17 protein-coding genes are annotated in these 17138 nt (G+C 52.6%); 13 read left to right on the top strand and 4 right to left on the bottom strand.

What is annotated here, in order from left to right; translation table 11 throughout:
- The first annotated feature begins 23 nt into the window (after nt 1–23).
- The 5 genes from AYR66_RS29770 to AYR66_RS26195 all read left to right on the top strand — a co-directional run bounded on the left by AYR66_RS29770 (nt 24) and on the right by AYR66_RS26195 (nt 4354).
- Complete coding sequence (locus AYR66_RS29770) at nt 24–1115, top strand: HNH endonuclease (protein ID WP_206047348.1); 1092 nt, start codon at nt 24–26, stop codon at nt 1113–1115.
- 500 nt (nt 1116–1615) lie between these two features.
- On the top strand, nt 1616–2233 hold the full coding sequence (locus AYR66_RS26210; protein ID WP_141104336.1) for a hypothetical protein: 618 nt from the start codon (nt 1616–1618) through the stop codon (nt 2231–2233).
- 125 nt (nt 2234–2358) lie between these two features.
- The gene (locus AYR66_RS26205; protein WP_141104335.1) at nt 2359–2859 is read left to right on the top strand and encodes a hypothetical protein; all 501 of its coding nucleotides are present in this window, start codon (nt 2359–2361) and stop codon (nt 2857–2859) included.
- Between the two features lie 38 nt (nt 2860–2897).
- Nucleotides 2898–3644 carry a hypothetical protein gene (locus tag AYR66_RS26200; RefSeq protein ID WP_088710478.1) on the top strand — a complete coding sequence of 249 codons (747 nt, stop codon included), beginning with the start codon at nt 2898–2900 and terminating at the stop codon, nt 3642–3644.
- A 413-nt stretch (nt 3645–4057) separates the two neighbouring features.
- Nucleotides 4058–4354: a hypothetical protein gene (locus AYR66_RS26195; protein ID WP_088710477.1), complete on the top strand. Its 297-nt coding sequence runs from the start codon at nt 4058–4060 to the stop codon at nt 4352–4354.
- Nucleotides 4355–4911: 557 nt separating this feature from the next.
- On the opposite strand, the gene AYR66_RS28585 is transcribed toward AYR66_RS26195, so the two are convergent.
- The gene (locus AYR66_RS28585; RefSeq protein WP_141104334.1) at nt 4912–5124 is read right to left on the bottom strand and encodes a hypothetical protein; all 213 of its coding nucleotides are present in this window, start codon (nt 5122–5124) and stop codon (nt 4912–4914) included.
- 21 nt (nt 5125–5145) lie between these two features.
- Here AYR66_RS28585 and AYR66_RS26190 point away from each other — a divergent pair, with 21 nt between their 5' ends.
- From AYR66_RS26190 to AYR66_RS26180, 3 genes are all read left to right on the top strand, one after another.
- A complete protein-coding gene (locus AYR66_RS26190) occupies nt 5146–6342 on the top strand; it encodes a tyrosine-type recombinase/integrase (RefSeq protein ID WP_141104333.1) in 1197 nt (398 codons plus the stop codon).
- A gap of 279 nt (nt 6343–6621) precedes the next feature.
- Nucleotides 6622–8613 (top strand): DNA primase family protein, encoded by a 1992-nt coding sequence (locus AYR66_RS26185; protein WP_088710475.1) that lies wholly within the window; start codon nt 6622–6624, stop codon nt 8611–8613.
- A gap of 205 nt (nt 8614–8818) precedes the next feature.
- Nucleotides 8819–9760 carry a hypothetical protein gene (locus AYR66_RS26180; protein WP_088710474.1) on the top strand — a complete coding sequence of 314 codons (942 nt, stop codon included), beginning with the start codon at nt 8819–8821 and terminating at the stop codon, nt 9758–9760.
- Nucleotides 9761–10167: 407 nt separating this feature from the next.
- On the opposite strand, the gene AYR66_RS26175 is transcribed toward AYR66_RS26180, so the two are convergent.
- Nucleotides 10168–10491, bottom strand: coding sequence for a hypothetical protein (locus AYR66_RS26175; RefSeq protein ID WP_088710473.1), 324 nt, complete (start codon nt 10489–10491; stop codon nt 10168–10170).
- Between the two features lie 216 nt (nt 10492–10707).
- Here AYR66_RS26175 and AYR66_RS26170 point away from each other — a divergent pair, with 216 nt between their 5' ends.
- Complete coding sequence (locus AYR66_RS26170; RefSeq protein WP_088710472.1) at nt 10708–11475, top strand: endonuclease NucS domain-containing protein; 768 nt, start codon at nt 10708–10710, stop codon at nt 11473–11475.
- Nucleotides 11476–11572: 97 nt separating this feature from the next.
- On the opposite strand, the gene AYR66_RS26165 is transcribed toward AYR66_RS26170, so the two are convergent.
- Together AYR66_RS26165 and AYR66_RS26160 are read right to left on the bottom strand one after the other, a co-directional pair.
- Nucleotides 11573–12802: a hypothetical protein gene (locus AYR66_RS26165; RefSeq protein WP_141104332.1), complete on the bottom strand. Its 1230-nt coding sequence runs from the start codon at nt 12800–12802 to the stop codon at nt 11573–11575.
- Between the two features lie 10 nt (nt 12803–12812).
- Nucleotides 12813–13913, bottom strand: coding sequence for a nucleoid-associated protein (locus AYR66_RS26160; protein ID WP_170942380.1), 1101 nt, complete (start codon nt 13911–13913; stop codon nt 12813–12815).
- A 271-nt stretch (nt 13914–14184) separates the two neighbouring features.
- Between AYR66_RS26160 and AYR66_RS26155 the strand changes: the two genes are divergently transcribed.
- From AYR66_RS26155 to AYR66_RS26140, 4 genes are all read left to right on the top strand, one after another.
- Nucleotides 14185–15222: an AAA family ATPase gene (locus AYR66_RS26155; RefSeq protein ID WP_206047346.1), complete on the top strand. Its 1038-nt coding sequence runs from the start codon at nt 14185–14187 to the stop codon at nt 15220–15222.
- The gene (locus AYR66_RS26150) at nt 15219–15617 is read left to right on the top strand and encodes a hypothetical protein (protein ID WP_206047345.1); all 399 of its coding nucleotides are present in this window, start codon (nt 15219–15221) and stop codon (nt 15615–15617) included. Before AYR66_RS26155 ends, AYR66_RS26150 begins: the two co-directional genes overlap by 4 nt.
- A gap of 521 nt (nt 15618–16138) precedes the next feature.
- Nucleotides 16139–16819, top strand: a complete 681-nt coding sequence (locus tag AYR66_RS26145; protein WP_088710468.1) for a response regulator transcription factor — start codon at nt 16139–16141, stop codon at nt 16817–16819.
- On the top strand, nt 16806–17138 hold a 333-nt coding region (locus AYR66_RS26140; protein WP_170942379.1), incomplete at its 3' end, for a sensor histidine kinase N-terminal domain-containing protein. The genes AYR66_RS26145 and AYR66_RS26140, both read left to right, overlap by 14 nt.

Genomic DNA, 17138 nt, shown 5'->3' with positions numbered 1-17138 from the left:
TCCATCATATTCTACAGCTTAGAATGCTTGACATCATCACTTCAATGAACCCAATTATGTCTGCAATGTCCGAAATCGTCGCCGCCTTACAGGCAGCAGGGGTCGTAGTGCATACAACCGGCCCGCGGGTAACTCAGGGATCAATAACGAATGTTGGGGGATATCCCCGGGCTCTACGGCTCTATGCCTGGCAAGTCACGGATAACGGGCGGGCGACCGGCACGGCAAGGCCTGCCGACGAGCGCCGCATTCAGGCTATCGGAAGTCGCACGCAGTTAATTGACGCGACCGCGGATCCCGAGACCGTTGTGCTTGGCTGGTGCGACGAGTTTGAACCGGAACCGCTCATCGTTGCATTCAATCCGTATAGCGTCGCACGCAGGGTGAGCGGGAAGATTCAACGAAAACTTGCAGCAGGAGGTTCAGATGCGAGAGCGTCCGATAGCCAACAATTCCGGCAAGCACTGCTTGACGAAGCATATGCCGAAGGTATTGCCGTTGGCTCTAACCAGCACGGCGAGTATGTAGTTGCGATGAAACCGCCGCGTTTTATTGATTACCTTAACCTCTATAAACCGATGTATCACTCCCCCGGGGCTGCTCCTTCTGGACCGGTAGTGATAGGGCGATCGATGGGAGAGCTCGTCACCGAGGCAGAGCGAGAAGAAGCTGCTCCTCCGGAGGTGTTCCAGGCATCACTGCCTCAAGCGTTCGATCCAGGGATGATCGAAGACGGTCGCGAACGAGTGGCTAGGGAAATCGCGATTCGACGTGGCCAATCGGCTTTTCGCCGGCAATTGCTGGACGCCTACGGCTGCTGCGCAATGTCCGGAAGTACAGTAGTTGAGACGCTTGAGGCGGCGCACATCGTGCCGTATCAAGGGCCCGGTACAAACCATCCATCAAACGGTTTACTTCTGCGCGCGGATTTGCACACTCTCTTCGATCTTGGTCTGCTGGCTGTAGATCCTCAGACGCTTACGATATTGGTTGCCTCACAACTCAATGGTACGGAATACGAAACCTTGCGAGGACACCTCCTACACGTCAATCACAGCAATATTTCTCCTAGCAGAGAGGCGCTTCAGGTGCATCGAAACTTTGCCGGGATATGAGTGGGATCGCTCGAACTGCCTAATAAATATCTTTACGATCAAGAAATCCTTGTCCTGGTGGAAGGTGGGCGCAGGGGTTAGATTCGACGTGCGCCACTGTAGCGAAATCAACGTGTCGTTCACGCATATATAATTTTTTTGGTCGAATTCGACTATGCACGCCCAGAGATCCTTAGCGGTCTTTGGGCGTTTTCATTTCTGCAGCAGTAGTAAGGAATTCCCCAATGATGAAAGTTATCGCAAGGCCCACTTGGCAATGGGCAAGCAATAGTAGCCGCACCCGTTCCAGCGACGGACGAACAATTAGCGTCCGCGCCTCTCCGCCGGACATTAAACGCTACCTCTTGCCCCGCAGCCTTGATGTGTCGTTCGACCTGAAGTACCGCCGCTAGACGCATTACAAGAACGCAAAAACGCTGCACTCCTGAATCCCCTTGACCTCATCGGTCACGGGGATTTTCTGTTTTTCGGCACCAAAAATACATCCTGTGGAGAAACGTATGAGCAAACCTGAAGCAGCAACCCGATCTCAGAAAGATAAAGACATAGCGACCGACGATGCCGCATCCACGCCTCCCCACTCCGCAACAACCCCCGCTCAATCCAACATCAAGCAATCATTCATGCTACTTAAGACCGGCATCGCCAAAAAACTCGGCAAGCAAGCGGAAGGCGGCATCGGCTACCGAGTACTTGGCGACACTGAGCGAAAGAGCATTTTCCTGTCCATCACGGAAAACGACGGCGGCGGATACTTCAGCAGAGAGATCGTGCCGTTCCAGAAGGTTGAAGCCTGTATCACCAAGCGTGAGCAGGAAAAACCATTTTCTTCAAAGACGTTCAAGGAAGCGTTTACCGGGCGTAGCAGCAATAACGCAGGATTCCTCGCTGCCATCCTGCGCGCATCAGGACTACTTGCTTCAGCACCTGACAGTGAATCTCAACATGTCATCGCTGGCGACTGGCAGGCCTGGAAAACGTCGCTGCTTTCCGAACCCGGAACGATGATCGAGATTGACTCCATTAAACCCGCCGAAAAGCAGCTCGAAGGCGATCCGGTAACGGATCATACGGAACGCAAAAAAACCCTGTCGCTTCCCAGAAAAAAAACGCCGTAGCGCACCTTTCAGTCAGCCGCTCGAAGGATCTGGAACGGCAAACAAGCCTGCCGCCCTTATCAACCCCGACTCTCATCACAACCGATTGCGCCCAGCCCAACGTCGAGCAATCGAACGAGGGGCTGGTGCGCTGGCTGATGAACGCACCGCGCACCTATATTTTCGGGGGCCTGGTGCGGCACATCGTCAATCCCACCGTGCATCCGACGTACAGCGACATTGACCTGATCACCGTCGATATTGATCTTCTCGACCGCCTGAGGGACGAGCTCGGATACGTCTTCCGGGGAGTGTCCAGACTCGGTAGTTCGCCGCAATACTTCCTCGCCAAATCGCCCCGCTTCACGAAGACCATCCAGCTCATTTTCATGCAGTCGCATGCACAGGTGATGCTCTTCATTAACAACGCTCAATACGACATTGATCGCGTCGCTTACGGCGATCAGCGGTTCTACTTTGATCCGTCTATCGGCGGAGAAGACGTCATCCGGCGAGCCATCAATGCAAAGCGCGCCACCTTCATTCAAGGGCCACGCGACATGAGTCTCTTCTCGCCAAACCGTCGGCAAATCGAACTGCGGCATCGCTGGAAGCTGATTCAGAAAGGCTTCACGATCATCGACTAACCACCTATCAATACTATTCATCGAAGGATTTCGCACATATGAAACCTCAAGCCACAATTTACGTAACACGGGAGGCTTGGACTACAAGCCAAGCCATCAAAGATCTCGATTACTACGACCGTTGCACCCTCTCCGACATCGAGGCCACAGACTTAACGGGTAAGGAAGGCTACTACTTGAAGAATGCAAACATCATGCACATTGCCCCACTCCCGGACAATGCACATATCGCATTACGCCTTCTTCCTGGGGAGAGCGCAATCTACTCGACGCATGTGTGCCTACCGACGAACCTTCGCGGCTGCATCTTCGAAAAAGCACCGAACATTCCTGAACGCTATGCGGAGATCGTTCGATTTTGGTCAGGCGACACGCTCAATTCCAATGTTGGCAACGCCGCATATTATCAAAACATTACCAATCGCTACGAAGTCGATCTTTCCGCGCTTCACGCCAATCCCGATCTGTTTAGCCAGCGACGAAGTACCCCGGAAATTGACGCCCTTCTCTCGGAAGGAATCGTCGTATGCATTACGGGGCTAGCGGATCTTCTTACCGACGCACCGCATGATGCGTTTGCTGAGATCGCGATCCCCGTTGATGATGCGATGCTCGGTCTGGACAACGGCGGATTCATGACGCAAAAGGGTTACGACCTACGGCCGAAGGAACGGGTGGAAAGAATTTTTCTCCTCGTCTCAGACGTTCGCAATTCGCCTGATCCGAACCGCATCTACATTGACGCCCTGAGGTACGAGGAACTTGATTACGGGTTTTACTACTGACCCGTTGTACAGCGAACATCCTCACGCTCGCCGGGAAACTCGCAAATGTCCTTTCGGGAAAAGAGCCGGTAATGCGGAGGAGGAAGAAAGGTCCTCCGTATTACCCCCCTCCGCACCCTGACTCCTATGAATCCCGGTCGCAATGCCGGTCGAACCTCTATTGTGGTCAACGTCAGCGCAACGCTAGCTGAAAATACATCGGCGCAAATCTCTGCATATGACTAATTAGTTATTGTTGGTGCCCTGTCCAAGCGTCGATGGAACGCGCATCGCCAGAAGTGCCCCTCGTAGCCTCCCGGCACTCCCACTAAACAAGCCTCCGCATCACAAGCAATCTGCCCGACGATGCGCCGCCCTGCACTGCAAGGCGGCACGACTGCTTGTCATGCCGGCTTAACACTTAAGGATTTTCTATGAACCATCCGGCCGCGAGCAAACCGATGCTGTTTCCTCTGGGGAAACTCGTAGCTACGCCCAACGCGCTCAAAGCCCTCGAAAAAAATGGCGTCACCCCGATGCGGCTTATCTCCAGGCACATGCAGGGTGACTGGGGCGACATTCCTCGCGACGATGCCAAGGCAAACACAGATGCGCTACGCATTAGTGCGAGGCTGCTATCAAGTTACCCATTGGAGGACGGCGCACGTATTTGGATTATTACGGAGGCAGACCGCTCAGCCACCACCCTACTCTTGCCCTCGGAATATTGAGCGGACTATCTCGTATCATGCGGCCCGCTTTTTTGATGCTATACGCAATGTCGTGGCGATCAAATGTCCAGCCTGCCACCCCGTTTCTTTGGAAGGTATGTTGCCGCCGCAAAAACTCCCCACTTCTCGTCCTGCCAGGGATGCATTCAAACCTGAACACGGGGAGAAGTGGGGAATAAAAGTTATAGAAGCTGCCTCCCTCCCTCCCCGTTCCATCAGTCGTCCTCAGAAAATCCAGCACATCACCGGTTGCGCTGATCTCACGCAGTCTGCTTGTCGGGGAGGGAGGGAGGCAACCTGCCAAAGTTCTGGGGTGAGAAACCGAAAGGCGGGATTACCGGAAATAGACCGACAACTGCCGTAACCCCGTCGCTCCATGCATTCTGAGAAGCGCGGCAGCGTCGCGGGCGCTTAGTCTATGCGAGGTAGCGGTGAAATCCCTCTTCACAGACCCAAGGTCTAGTGAAACCGGCGTCGACCTGCCTGCAGTTTCCCGGCTTCCAGCCGACGCATAGGAAATCTCGATCGCATTTGGTTTCCCATGTTTGTGCCTTGAATTATGGCCGTCCACGGCAGCCCCTACCGCCGCTTTTTGCCATAGGACTTAGCGCGTCCGCCGGAACGATTTCCTTGCAGCGCTGAAATTCAGGCATTTCTTCAAATAAGTTCTTGGCGCTTTTTTGAACAACATAATAGGGAGGAAATTTCAAGAATTCTTCCTGCAGGAAGCCACAGCCGCCCTCGGATTCGTCCTTCGGCGGCTTTTTCATGTCTATCGTAAGGAGGATCACATGACGAACCGCCAAGTGCGTTTTACTAACAAGGTTTGCGCGAACTTGGAGCGCCCCCAAGCGGGGTCAAAGACGAAGGAGTTTGAATACACGGATACGGTGACGCGCGCCAAGCTCCTCGTTTCCAAAGACCGCATGACGTGGTACATGCGGTACACATTCCGGGGAAACAAGCGCGCAATCCGCCTCGGAGAGTTTCCATCCATAACAGTCGAAGAAGCGCGAGAAATGGTCATCGCGTATCGTGCCATGCTCGAACGCGGGATTGACCCCCAGTCGCAAAAAGATATCCAAAGGAAGATCCCGACACTCGAGGACTTCAGTCAGAAGGAATATCTTCCATACGCGAAGGAGCACAAGCGCTCTGCCGACATGGACGAGAGCAAGCTGCGTCTACACATTCTGGCGAAGCTGGGCAAGAAACGTCTCTGCGACATCAGTCGGTATGACATCGACATGTACCGAACTGCAATCGCAAAAAGCCACTCGCCAGCGACAAGCAATCGGCACCTCGCCCTGTTATCCAGGATGTTCAATCTTGCGATCGCATGGGATAGAGGCGTCGAGAAAAATCCCTGCAACGGAATCAAAAAGTTGATGGAGACCAGCAATGTTGGCCGCGCGCTCAAGCCAGATGAGATTAACCGCCTCCAAGCAGCACTGAATGCCGACAGTAACGTTCTTGGCGCAAGGGCTTGTTTACTACTAATGTATAGCGGGCTCAGACATGCAGAGGTGCTTAACTTACCTTGGTCGGCAGTGGAGCTTACCGATGGAAAGGAGCAAAGTGAAGGGCGGATTTTCCTGGAACACACTAAGTCGGGCAGGTCGCGCTATGTAACGCTGAACCAGATGGCGATCGATCTGCTCAAGTCGCTTCCGCGTGTGAAAGGGAGTCCTTGGGTATTCCCCGGAAAAGACCCGAAAAAACCCATGAATAACATTAAGAAGGTGTGGGCGAGAGCGCTGGCCGCCGGAAAAGTCAAACCAGCCCGAATCCACGATTTGAGGCATAGCTTTGCATCGGCAGCCGCGGTGGCAGGCGTCAGTCTGTATACCATTCAGAAAATGCTTGGCCACGCAAGCTCTCAGACCACCCAACGCTATGCACATCTCGCAGACAGTCGAGCGCTGAGAGAAGCGTCCATGGCGGCAGTAACGACACTTGCCAACGCGCAGCCGCCCGCATCGCGCTAAAAGTGTTTCATGTACACCGACGATTCGGCAGCGCTGGATGCGCTCATCAATAGTGACCGCACTCCTTCGTGTCACTTCAACTCCGTACCCCATAGGAGATAGCGGCTGCGGCTGAACAAAATCGTTTCAGCCCTACGGATCAGGCAATTCCTGAACAACCTTCTTCAGAAATTTGGGAACAATATAATAGGGAACAAATTTCGTGCTTCCCTGACAGACCGCCCGCTGCTTCATCAGTTGGCGGTCTTTTTTTCACTTCCAGCAAACAGGAATCAGCATATGGGAACCGAAAAAGATTTCAATACAAGCGTTTTCGAAATAAGCATTTTCAAAAACAAGACGGACGAGCAGCCCGAGCCATTCACGCTCGATTGGCAAGAGCTCGTACAGATGCTCAGCGAGCATGAAGTACGTGCCAAGAAAGATGGCCTGGCCTTTTCGGGAGCAAAGTATGCGCCCGGCACAACCCGCGCCAACCACAACGTCATCGAACTCTCTCTGGCGGTGCTTGATGTCGATGACGGCAATAAGGAGATGGTCATTGCGAACTGCCAACGCTTACGCTGGCCGTGCGTCATTTACTCGACCTTCAAAAATTCAAGTGGCAATCGCTTTCGCGTCGTCGTCCTGCCGTCACGGCCAATCAAGCCGGCGGAATGGCGAAAGGTATGGGCAGCGATGTGTCATATGCTTGGGACAAAGGCGGATACCTCGGCCAGGGATGAGAGCCGTATCTTCTATACCCCTTGCTGCCCTGAGGCGAACAAGGCACATAAGTTTGTCTTCATTGAAAGCGGTGACGCGCCAATGGATGTGGACGCGCTTCTCCTTGCGAACATCCCGGATGCGCCTCACACGTCCGGCAAGGGTTCGTCTTCCGAGGTGCAAACCTACCGGGAGATCGCAGAAGCGGTGCGCGCCAACCTCTTTACCGGGCCGGTATGGTATTACCACGAGAACTTTCGCATGTACGAGAACGGCTATTGGCGTCAACTCGACATGAAGGTAGACGTGATGAAGGAGATTCTCAAGTTTGCTCCTGACATCTCTGCCTCAGGCGTAAGGGAGGTCACCGAAACGTTGAAGCTTCTATTGGCCGATCATGCGAATGAAACGGCGGACGATGCTTCAAATGAGCATGCCCGCTTACCGAATCGACTGATTTGCTTGAGCAATGGGACGCTCGATCCGACAACCGGTGAATTGCGGCCCCATTCGCCTTACCCGCGCTTGCTTTCCGGACTTCCTACGCCGTGGATACCTGAGGCCAAGGCACCGCGCTTTCTTGAGTTTCTTCGCGAAATTTGGGGCAGCGAGCCGGACTATCACCAGCGGGTAATCTTCTTGCAGGACTTCATGGGGTATCTCCTATACCCGAGCAACAAGTTCGAGACGTTCGTTTGGTTCACCGGTCATGGCGCAAATGGCAAGAGCGTTCTTCTTCGCGTGATGGCCGACTTGGTCGGACGTGAAAACACGACCTGGGCAATGTTGGACAGATTGTCCGTACCCGCCGTACGGACAACGCTGGAGGGGAAGCATCTCAACATCTCAACGGAAATGAATGTGCAGGCAACCCAGGCCGATGGCTACCTAAAATCGATTACATCCGGCGAGGAAGTCGAAGCGGACCCGAAATGGAAAGAGTCGTATTCGTTCCGCCCGTACGTAAAACTGGTCGCGGCTACAAATCATCTTCCCCACCTCAAGGATCATTCCGAGGGATTTGCGCGACGGGCGGTGATCTTGTCGTTCAATCGCATCTTCGAAACACATGAACGTGACAGTAGCCTGGCCGAGAAATTGGCTGAAGAACGCGCTGGCATCCTGGCGTTTGCAGTTGTCGGGCTGCAGCGGCTCCTAAAGCGCGGCGGCTTCGAACGCCCGCCTTCTTCGCTGGAGCACGTTGCCACGTACCGCGTTGAGTCCGATGCCGTCGCCGTGTTTCACCGCGACTTTCTCGTATCGTGCGATACCGGTACATCCGTGGGAGATCTGTACGCGGCATACCGGGAATTCTGTACAACCAACGGATTCCACCCACGAAACAGTGCGCAGTTTGGCCGCCGACTGACCGAACTGGGTATTGCAACATTACGGAAATCCTCGGGAAAACCGATACGGGCCTGCAAGCTCATCTCGCAGCGGCAGGAGGATACCATCCAACCACGAAGCGATGCAGGCGACAAGATCGTCGACATTCGCAAGAAACACAAGATCAGCATCGAGGAGGCATTTAACGACGATGAAATCGCCGTAGCCCAAGGCTAGGGCAATCCTGATTTGAACGGCCACTCATACTGGCTGTTGACCGACGCGTATAACAAAACAGCGCTACCCGCGCAAAACGCTTGCCGTTGTCATGAATGACGCGTAACTCCCCCTGAAAGGCCACCTTCGTGTGGCCTCTTTTTTTATCGGGGAAAACTTTAGTGGGCCATCAGGCACCATTTTCAAAATTACTTTGGGAACAAAAATGAAGAAAGAAAACGCTTGCCGTATAACCGTTATTAATCTCGAAGCCTTACGGAAGGTTTACGTCTGGAGCGCACAACTGGTTGTTGCTCTAGAAGGTGACATGGAAAACATGAGAATCGGTGATCTAGTCGTTGCTGTCCGTGGGTGCCGGATCGTTTCAGTAGGACGGGTTACCGATTTCCTGCTTGGACCAGTAGGCCGCATGCACCTCGGCTGCCCCTGCCCGCGGCAAATTAGGATAGACCTGATGCACTTAGATTCCACGTTGAGGATCTCGCCGCGTCAGCGCGATGCTATCAGGGAAGCCGCAGCCGCGTATGGGTTCCATTTTGAGAAGATGCGTTCCGCTCTCGCATTGCCGACTGAATATGCAAATAGCCTTGATTCTGTCCTCTGGAAAATTAAGCGTGCTTACAGCGAGATCAAAGAGAGGTGCGACAACGCGATGCGCATTCGCAGTATCAAGATAATGAACCGTACTGATATTGACGCCGCCCGCAAGATTGAATTATGTTTGGCGCTGGAAGCAGAAGGCGCGCTGGCACAATTTGTAGTTGACCGTGACTTGGCTCGGTTTATATCGGATGCTCCCGAATCTCTGATTCTGGTTGCTACCCTGATCAAGCCGTGGGAAGTTTGTTCAGACGACGAACTCTTGGATCCAGAAAATTATCTTCTCCTCGATATGCAACACGCCGACCTGTTTTCAGCGGGCCTCATAACCTTTAGTTCAAGTGGCAAGCAAATAGACGACCCTGCAATGGATGAGGACTTTTGCGGATGGAGCGATAACTCTTTCTGCATCGCAAAGCCGAGCAAGGAACAAAAACGATATTTGGCCTTTCACAGGCGGTGCATCTTTAAGCAATGGCGCACCTATTTGCCGATTTCTCCCATTCGACGGAAGTTTGTCATTGAAAGCGAGGCGCAGGACCTTTAATAGCCGTGCGCACGGAGTGCCTTGCTAGATCGAGAGTTGGACTTGGTCTGACATGGCCAAAGCCAACAAGATCCAACGGTGATATTTTGTGTACCAGCGAAAACATGTGTTCACGCAGTGGCGTTCAGGTGATAAGAAGCCGCTTTATGCGCGGTCATAGCCCAAACAAGCCGGAACAGTGCCATTAACAGATACCCCAATGCGAAAAAACTCGCATTGGGGTATCTGTTTAAAAACGACCAAGTCGGTGGTCAATACCAGGTGAGGTCATGTACTTGATATATGCGCCTTCATGCAAAAAGCGGCAACAGAAGGTGCTTACCCCAATCGATCGATGGCCGCCGCGTTTTGCTGCTATCACTTTAGCGAAAGTGGTGCAGACCTGTCAGCAGCGCTACATGCCAGTATCAATATGCTTCGACATCAACACATGTTGAACCTGGGTTAGGCCAGTTTTTTTTCAAGGTTCTGAAAACTTGATCGACCAGTTTATCGTCGGTCGCCGCTCTCGCCGCCGGGCCGATGAAGTCTCCGTCGCCAGCATTCATGGCAATATCGCCGATACGAAAACTGATTCCTTCCATTTGCTCCGGGCCAGTCACTTCCGACAGGAATGCAACGCCGGCCTTGGTGACCCGTATCTCCATATCGCGGTCAGCATTTCCCGAGGCGAGGAGCTTGCGAACGTTGGCAAACGTAAAATCCTGAGGATTATTAAGATCAATTTTCATATACCTATGTCTTTTTCTGTCGGTGCAAACCGCCATTATAGGTGCCAGCGTCAGAGGGCTGACAAAAAGAACTTCAGACATTACAGAACAAAATGCTGACATAGCTTATTGCGCTGCGTGTCGCGGACACTCTGTCTCCAGTGCACGCCCTTCGGTGACTTTTCGCGATCATGCGGCGCTATACTACGAATACAAAACCAACAATCAAGGGCTCCGATGGCGATTTACGAAAAGCCGGTGCGCGTTCTGTTGAGGGACATGATTGCCGAGCTCGCACCAGAAAAAGAGAAGCACTTTACAAAGGCTGACGCGATCAAATGGTTTGCCGAGCATTACCCGCTGATCAAAGAAGGCACGATCGCCGCCCATCTCATTCGCTTTTCGACGAATGCTCCCAGCCGTCTGCATTACAGCGCCAAGCAAGACGAAGATTTGCTGTATCAGATCGATTCCGAGCACTTCCGGCTCTATGACGCTGCGAATGATCGGCCTCCGATCCACGAGAAGTCCGATGTCGCGGCTAGCACCGACCTGCCTGGCACAGTGGAGGACAATGAAATACTGGCTTCGCCCAGCGAGTTCGCCTACGAGAAGGACTTGCAAAGCTTTCTCGCCAAGAACCTTTCAATTATCGAACCGGGGCTCCGGCTCTATCAGGAGGAAGGAATCACGGGCATTGAATATCCGGCTGGTGGCCGCTTTATCGATATCCTCGCGGTCGATGCAAAAAATCGACTCGTGATTATCGAGCTCAAAGTCTCGAAGGGTTATGACCGGGTGATAGGACAAATACTTCGGTACATGGCATGGATTGAACAACACCTCGCAGAACCAGGACAAACGGTACGCGGAATAATCGCCGCGAGGGACATCTCAGAAGATCTTCGACTTGCGTGTTCGTACCTTCCAAACGTTACGCTATACGAATACGAATTATCGGTGGCGATGCGGAAAGTGGAGATCCAGACGCTGGGGAGACAATAGAAACTTGGTTACTTAATGCCGCTCTCCAGCGAGCATTTTGGCTGGTATATGCGAGACTCACTGACCCGAACGTGGTTCACAGTTGCATAGTGAAGAATTAAGTTACGGCGGGGAAAAGTCGAGCCAATATTTCAGTGACTTGACCGTGATATCGGACGGATACTTGATAAAACACACCGAGCGTAGGGACAAAGGCAAGAACGTAGAATATGCAAAACGTGATCCGCAACGTCCGGATTTGCTTATTGATTCCCGTCTTTCGCTCCTCAAGGACGGACTTTAGCGCGGCGGGATATGTCGCCATCTTGCCAAAGAACGGTGAGAACGCTAAATCAAAGCTGTCTTTTAGCCGTTTTACCTGCAGTGCCTGATTATGCAGGACAAGTACATAAATGATTGTCACGATGATGAGGCCGATGCATCCGATCCAGAAGGCAGTACCTTGTTTAGCTTCCTCTAGCGCTATCAATGCTACCAATGACACTGGCAAGGCAAGTAATTTGCCCGCAATATCGCCGAGTACTCCGCTTAACTTAGACGCGTACTCTATTTCAGCATCGGCTATTTTTTTGCGTACTTCGTCAAAGGCGAAATTGTTTATGTACGCTTGGAAGTTATGCCGATACTTATGTAGCACCTCCCGCCAATTCTTCGCGAGATAGGTCAATAGGTTGGCACCGTTCTCTGCATTGCTTAGTACGTCGCCGATGGCAGTTCGCATTACAAGCCGACGTTCTTCAATATGCAGCTTCTTTTCATTCGATGGGTCGACTAACTCCTCTAAGATCCTGAGGTGAATTAACGTATTGTCGAGCGCGGTTGCCTCAAGAATAATCGGCACAACTACTGTCTTTTGGGGCTTCCGCCCATCGGGAGGCAAAACAAACAAGAGGCGATTGATACCACCTCCCTGCAACTCAGAGCTGTCTTCAGCAAATTCTGAAAGCAGCTTGATAAAAGTCGATAGTAATTCGATCGACTTGATCTTCTCCGGTTTATTTGCATCGCCGGAAAAGTAGTCAATATCGGCGACGTAAAAATTCTCAGGAAGCACCCCGTGAACTATCGAGGGTGTGTTGAGCAAAAATGCTTCGCTTGACGAATAAAACCTGCCCACGTCACCATTTGGCAGCGAAACTTCGAGACGCACCTTCCCAGCAGCGATTTTTTGGACATCAATTTCGCCAAACACGGCACTCATGTCACTGCAGCTATCGACCAGCGCTTGTGTTTCCGGGGTGGTCGTCCCTTCAAATGTGTACGTACCTGCCCGACTTATGGCTGGCCGACCCAAAGCACGGTACAGGTTAACAACGGACGAGAACATGATTTTTTAATCAGCCATTTAATATGGTGCTATCCAGCTTTTCAATAAATCCATCAGACAGGTTTCTTATAAGCAAAGTTTTATTCTGCTTGTCGTAACAGATTTCTGAATTTACGGTTGTTCCCAAAATGGCTCGGTCAAATTTAATGTTGAGACGTTCGCTTTCAAGCGTCACCTTGGCATGTTTCTTTAGCGCTGTCTTATGAACATTAAACTCGTCTGGAATCTTGTACACTGGACCATTCATAAATTCGGAAACGGATTCCAAGTGCGCAACGTGTTCAGGACGAACTACTCGGTTCAAGACAGCACAAATATCGTCGAGTGATGCTGGTTGATTGCTCCCAAGTTGTTGGTGAAGATACTCTGTAACTCGTTCCTTTGCGGCCCTTCGATATTGAGCAATCTCACCGTTGGCTTGGAAAAACGCGTCGACTGCCTCGAATATCTTATCTGTGGCCCGGGCTGATGAAATGCCAACCACGCATCCTAAAGCAGTAATGAAATAAGCAGAGGCCTGCCCGTTTGCGCGCTGAGACAGAAATGACAAGTAATTTCTATCTATTCCGCCCTCCTCCTCATCTTCCTCTACGTGCTGATCTTCAATGAAATGGGCGACTCTTATTTGGGCGGCCTGATGCAGTTTCGACATATCAACTTCTACAATTCCAACAGGCACGTAGTTATTGTCGAGAGAAACTCCGCTTTTTTGCTTAATCATGGCCACAAGGAGCACGGCACTGCCGCCTTCGTCGCGATAAAGGGAGAACAATATGTGGCCTCCTGTGGCAAGCGGCTGATCACCGGCCTGTACAGCAAGTTGATCCACGGCGAGATGTGTTAGTGACAGGAAGTCGTCTACTTGCGTCAGATCGTTAGCGTAAGCAGAAAACCTTTCTGGAAATGGACCCTCGCGCCCATCATCACCAAATCGACCCCACACTTGGTTGTTTGCACGTTTCCCAAGCAACGTTGCTATTCCCTTAACGAGGGACTGTACCGCAGGAAGAGTATTGTCAAGTAACGCTACTTTCTTCACAACGTTCTGGACGGGTTGGTGGGGCTCCTTTGAAAAACCGTGAATAACGCTATGAACAATTTCGAATGCCATACTTTTATCCCATGATTTTTGAAGGGGTTGCACTTGCGTTCTTGCCATGCATCATAAGTTTTTTGTAATTATTAGTCATGTTGTCCGTATAGCAAATTTTCTGACGCCGGTTTCACTACACCGACAACGCCTAAAGATCCGAAAGGAGCTTTAGGCGTTTTTATTTCTAAAATAACAACATCATGAAATCCCGTACCGCGTGGCCTCAACCAATTGACAACTCCGTGAAGTTAATTCACAATAATCGTGAACAAACTTCACAGAGTGTGTGATGGAAGAGAAGGAATTAGTAGGTTTGTATGAAGTGGCCGAACTGGCTGGAGTAACGCCCTCCGCTGTTGCGAACTGGCGAAAGCGAGCGCGAGATTTTCCCGCCCCCGTCGTCGATCTCAAGTCTGGTCCGGTGTTTCGTTTGTCGCAGATACGCGCATGGTTAAGAAAAAGGAGAGTCCCAATGGCAACAGTAATTGCAACGATCAACCTGAAGGGCGGCGTCGGTAAGAGCACGACGACTGTGGCTGTAGCAGAAATGTTGTCTGCCACCTTTCGCAAGAAGGTCCTGGTCATAGACCTCGATCCTCAAACGAACGCTACCACCATGCTCATCGGCGAGGAGAAATGGCACGCACTAAACGACGCGGGGCATACTCTTGCCCAGTTGTTCAAAGATGCACTCGAACCAGACGAGAAGGCGAAGCACTTTGATATTGAAAAAGCTATCCAGAAACGTGTGTCGAATGTAGAAGATGTCCGCACGCTCGATTTGTTACCATCGAGCCTCGATCTCATAGACGTGCAAGACCGTCTGGCAGGAATGTCAAGCGGCCGATTCTATGCCGAGAATCCGACCGATATTCTTCGACGAGCCACACGTACGGTACTCGACAACTATGATGTCGTGATCGTGGATTGCCCCCCGAATCTCGGCATCATTACGCTCAACGGTCTTAGGATTTCGAACGGCTACATCATACCGACCATTCCGGACGTGCTTTCCACCTATGGCATCCCCCAGATCGTGAAGCGCGTGGGGCAATTCTCCGACACCATTGCCGATGACATCGAAGCCTACGGTATCGTTATCTCGAAGTATCGCGAACAATCAACTACGCACAACACCACACTGCGTCAGATGCGGCGAAAATCCGATGCGCCGTTGTTCAAGACGATCATTCCCGAGAACGACAAGGCAGCCGACGCGGCAGAATATAAACCCGTCTCGACTTTACGCCAGAAGTGGGGCTACCGTGGACAGTATGATCTTTACAAGGCCTTGACGGAAGAAATCATGGAAAGGGCTGGAATATGATCCTAAAAGAGACGCTGCGCGCCATTGGCACGGTGGTACTTGAGGAGATCGAACGCAATCCTGATTTCGCACAGCGCTTGCAACTTGCGCTGACCACCACTGCGTCGGCGTTAGTTGGAAACAATCCGGAAGGGGCAGAACGCACCAAAAAGAGGCATCGATCCCGTGCACCGGCGGTCATAGATCCGATTGCCACACTCTCCGACCACGGCGACGATGCGTTGCGTCATGAACTGCAAGCGCTTCCTCTGGACAAATTGCTCGATATTGTCGCGGAGTTTGCGATGGACCCCTCGAAGCTAGTAATGAAATGGAAAAGCCAAGAGCGCATCATCGATCATATTATCGACAATGCAAAGCGCCGGTCAGTGAAAGGAGACGCCTTCCGCAGGTAAGGAAAGCGCCAATGGTTAAGATGCGTTAGTCCTCATTCAGAAGGTACTGGTCTTTTGCTGGTCCTATTACAGGACAAACCAACTGAAAAGTTTGACCTGAAAAGTTTTCCCTGAAGTTAGTACCTACAGGAAGTCTTTTAGGTACCCAGGATTTTCCGGTCTTTCGCCGGTCCTTCTGACAAGATTGGCCTTCCTCCGGACATTCCCGGCGGAGACGATAGAAATGTTTATCCCTGGGAAAGCCGAAAAGGAAAAGCGTCGGGGGCTCAGCATAAGGATCGACCGTACTCGCACCATGGTAAGATGGTTGCGGCAAGGAAGTCCCTGGACAAAATCAAGAATAGTGGACGCCTAAGTTGAGGCCTTCGTCTTGAAAATCCTTGTGTCGGTGGTTCGATTCCGCCCCGGGCCACCAAGTAAAAACAAGGGCTTGCAGCGATTTCGTTGCAAGCCCTTTTGTTTTTCCGCCCGCCCCTCGGTTAGAATCCCCGGCATCACCCGCACCCCCAACCTGGACGACAATGCGAATTCTCCTTGTCGAGGATGACGAGACCCTCGCCGACGCGCTTTACCGTGCCTTCGTGCAATCGGCCTATGCGGTAGACCTGGTGGCCAACGGCGACCAGGCCGACAAGGCGCTGAGCATCCATACCTATGACCTGGTGGTGCTGGATATCGGCCTGCCAGGCATGAGCGGCTTCGATATCGTGCGCCGCCTGCGCGCTCGCAAGTCGCGCGTGCCGGTCCTGATCCTGACTGCCCTCGACACCCTGAACGACCGCGTGCGCGGCCTCGATCTCGGCGCGGACGACTACCTGACCAAACCCTTCGACCTCCCCGAACTGGAAGCACGCGTGCGCGCGCTGCTGCGGCGCGGGCACGGCAATTCCACGCCCGATCTTGTTCATGGCAAGCTGCGACTGGATACTGTGGGCCGTCGGCTGTTCCATGACAACCAGCCGATCGAGCTGTCGGCGCGCGAACTGGCGCTGTTCGAACTGCTGCTCATGAAGGAAGGTCGCGTGGTCAGCAAGGAGCAGATGGTCAACCACCTGTACGGCTGGGGCGACGACGTCGGCCCGAACGCGATGGAAGTCTATGTCTATCGCGTCCGCAAGAAACTCGAAGCCTATGGATGCACCATCCGCACGATCCGCGGCATGGGCTACCTGCTCGAACACAGCGACAATGCGGCTGACTGACGCCACCCTGCGCCGCACGCTGCTGACGTGGCTGCTGGGGCCGCTGCTTGTCCTGCTGGTCCTTGATGTCGCAGTGACCTACTCCAGTTCGGTCCGCTACTCCAATGAAGCTTACGACCGCGCACTGCATGAAATCGCGCGCGAAGTCTGCCTGCATGTGCATGACGACGGCAACCAGCCGCGGCTGGACCTCCCTGCCGGCACGGAACGGCTGCTGATGATCGACCAGGACGACCGGCTTTTCTATAAGGTCACCGCGGCGGATGGCAGCCTGACGGGCGGCGATGCCGGCTTGGCGGCGCCGCCAAGCCTCCCGGAA

The organism is Noviherbaspirillum denitrificans (assembly GCF_002211445.1).
GTDB lineage: Bacteria > Pseudomonadota > Gammaproteobacteria > Burkholderiales > Burkholderiaceae_D > Noviherbaspirillum > Noviherbaspirillum denitrificans.
Note: the sequence above shows the minus strand (reverse complement) of the source record. Positions and strands in the feature narration are given on the sequence as shown.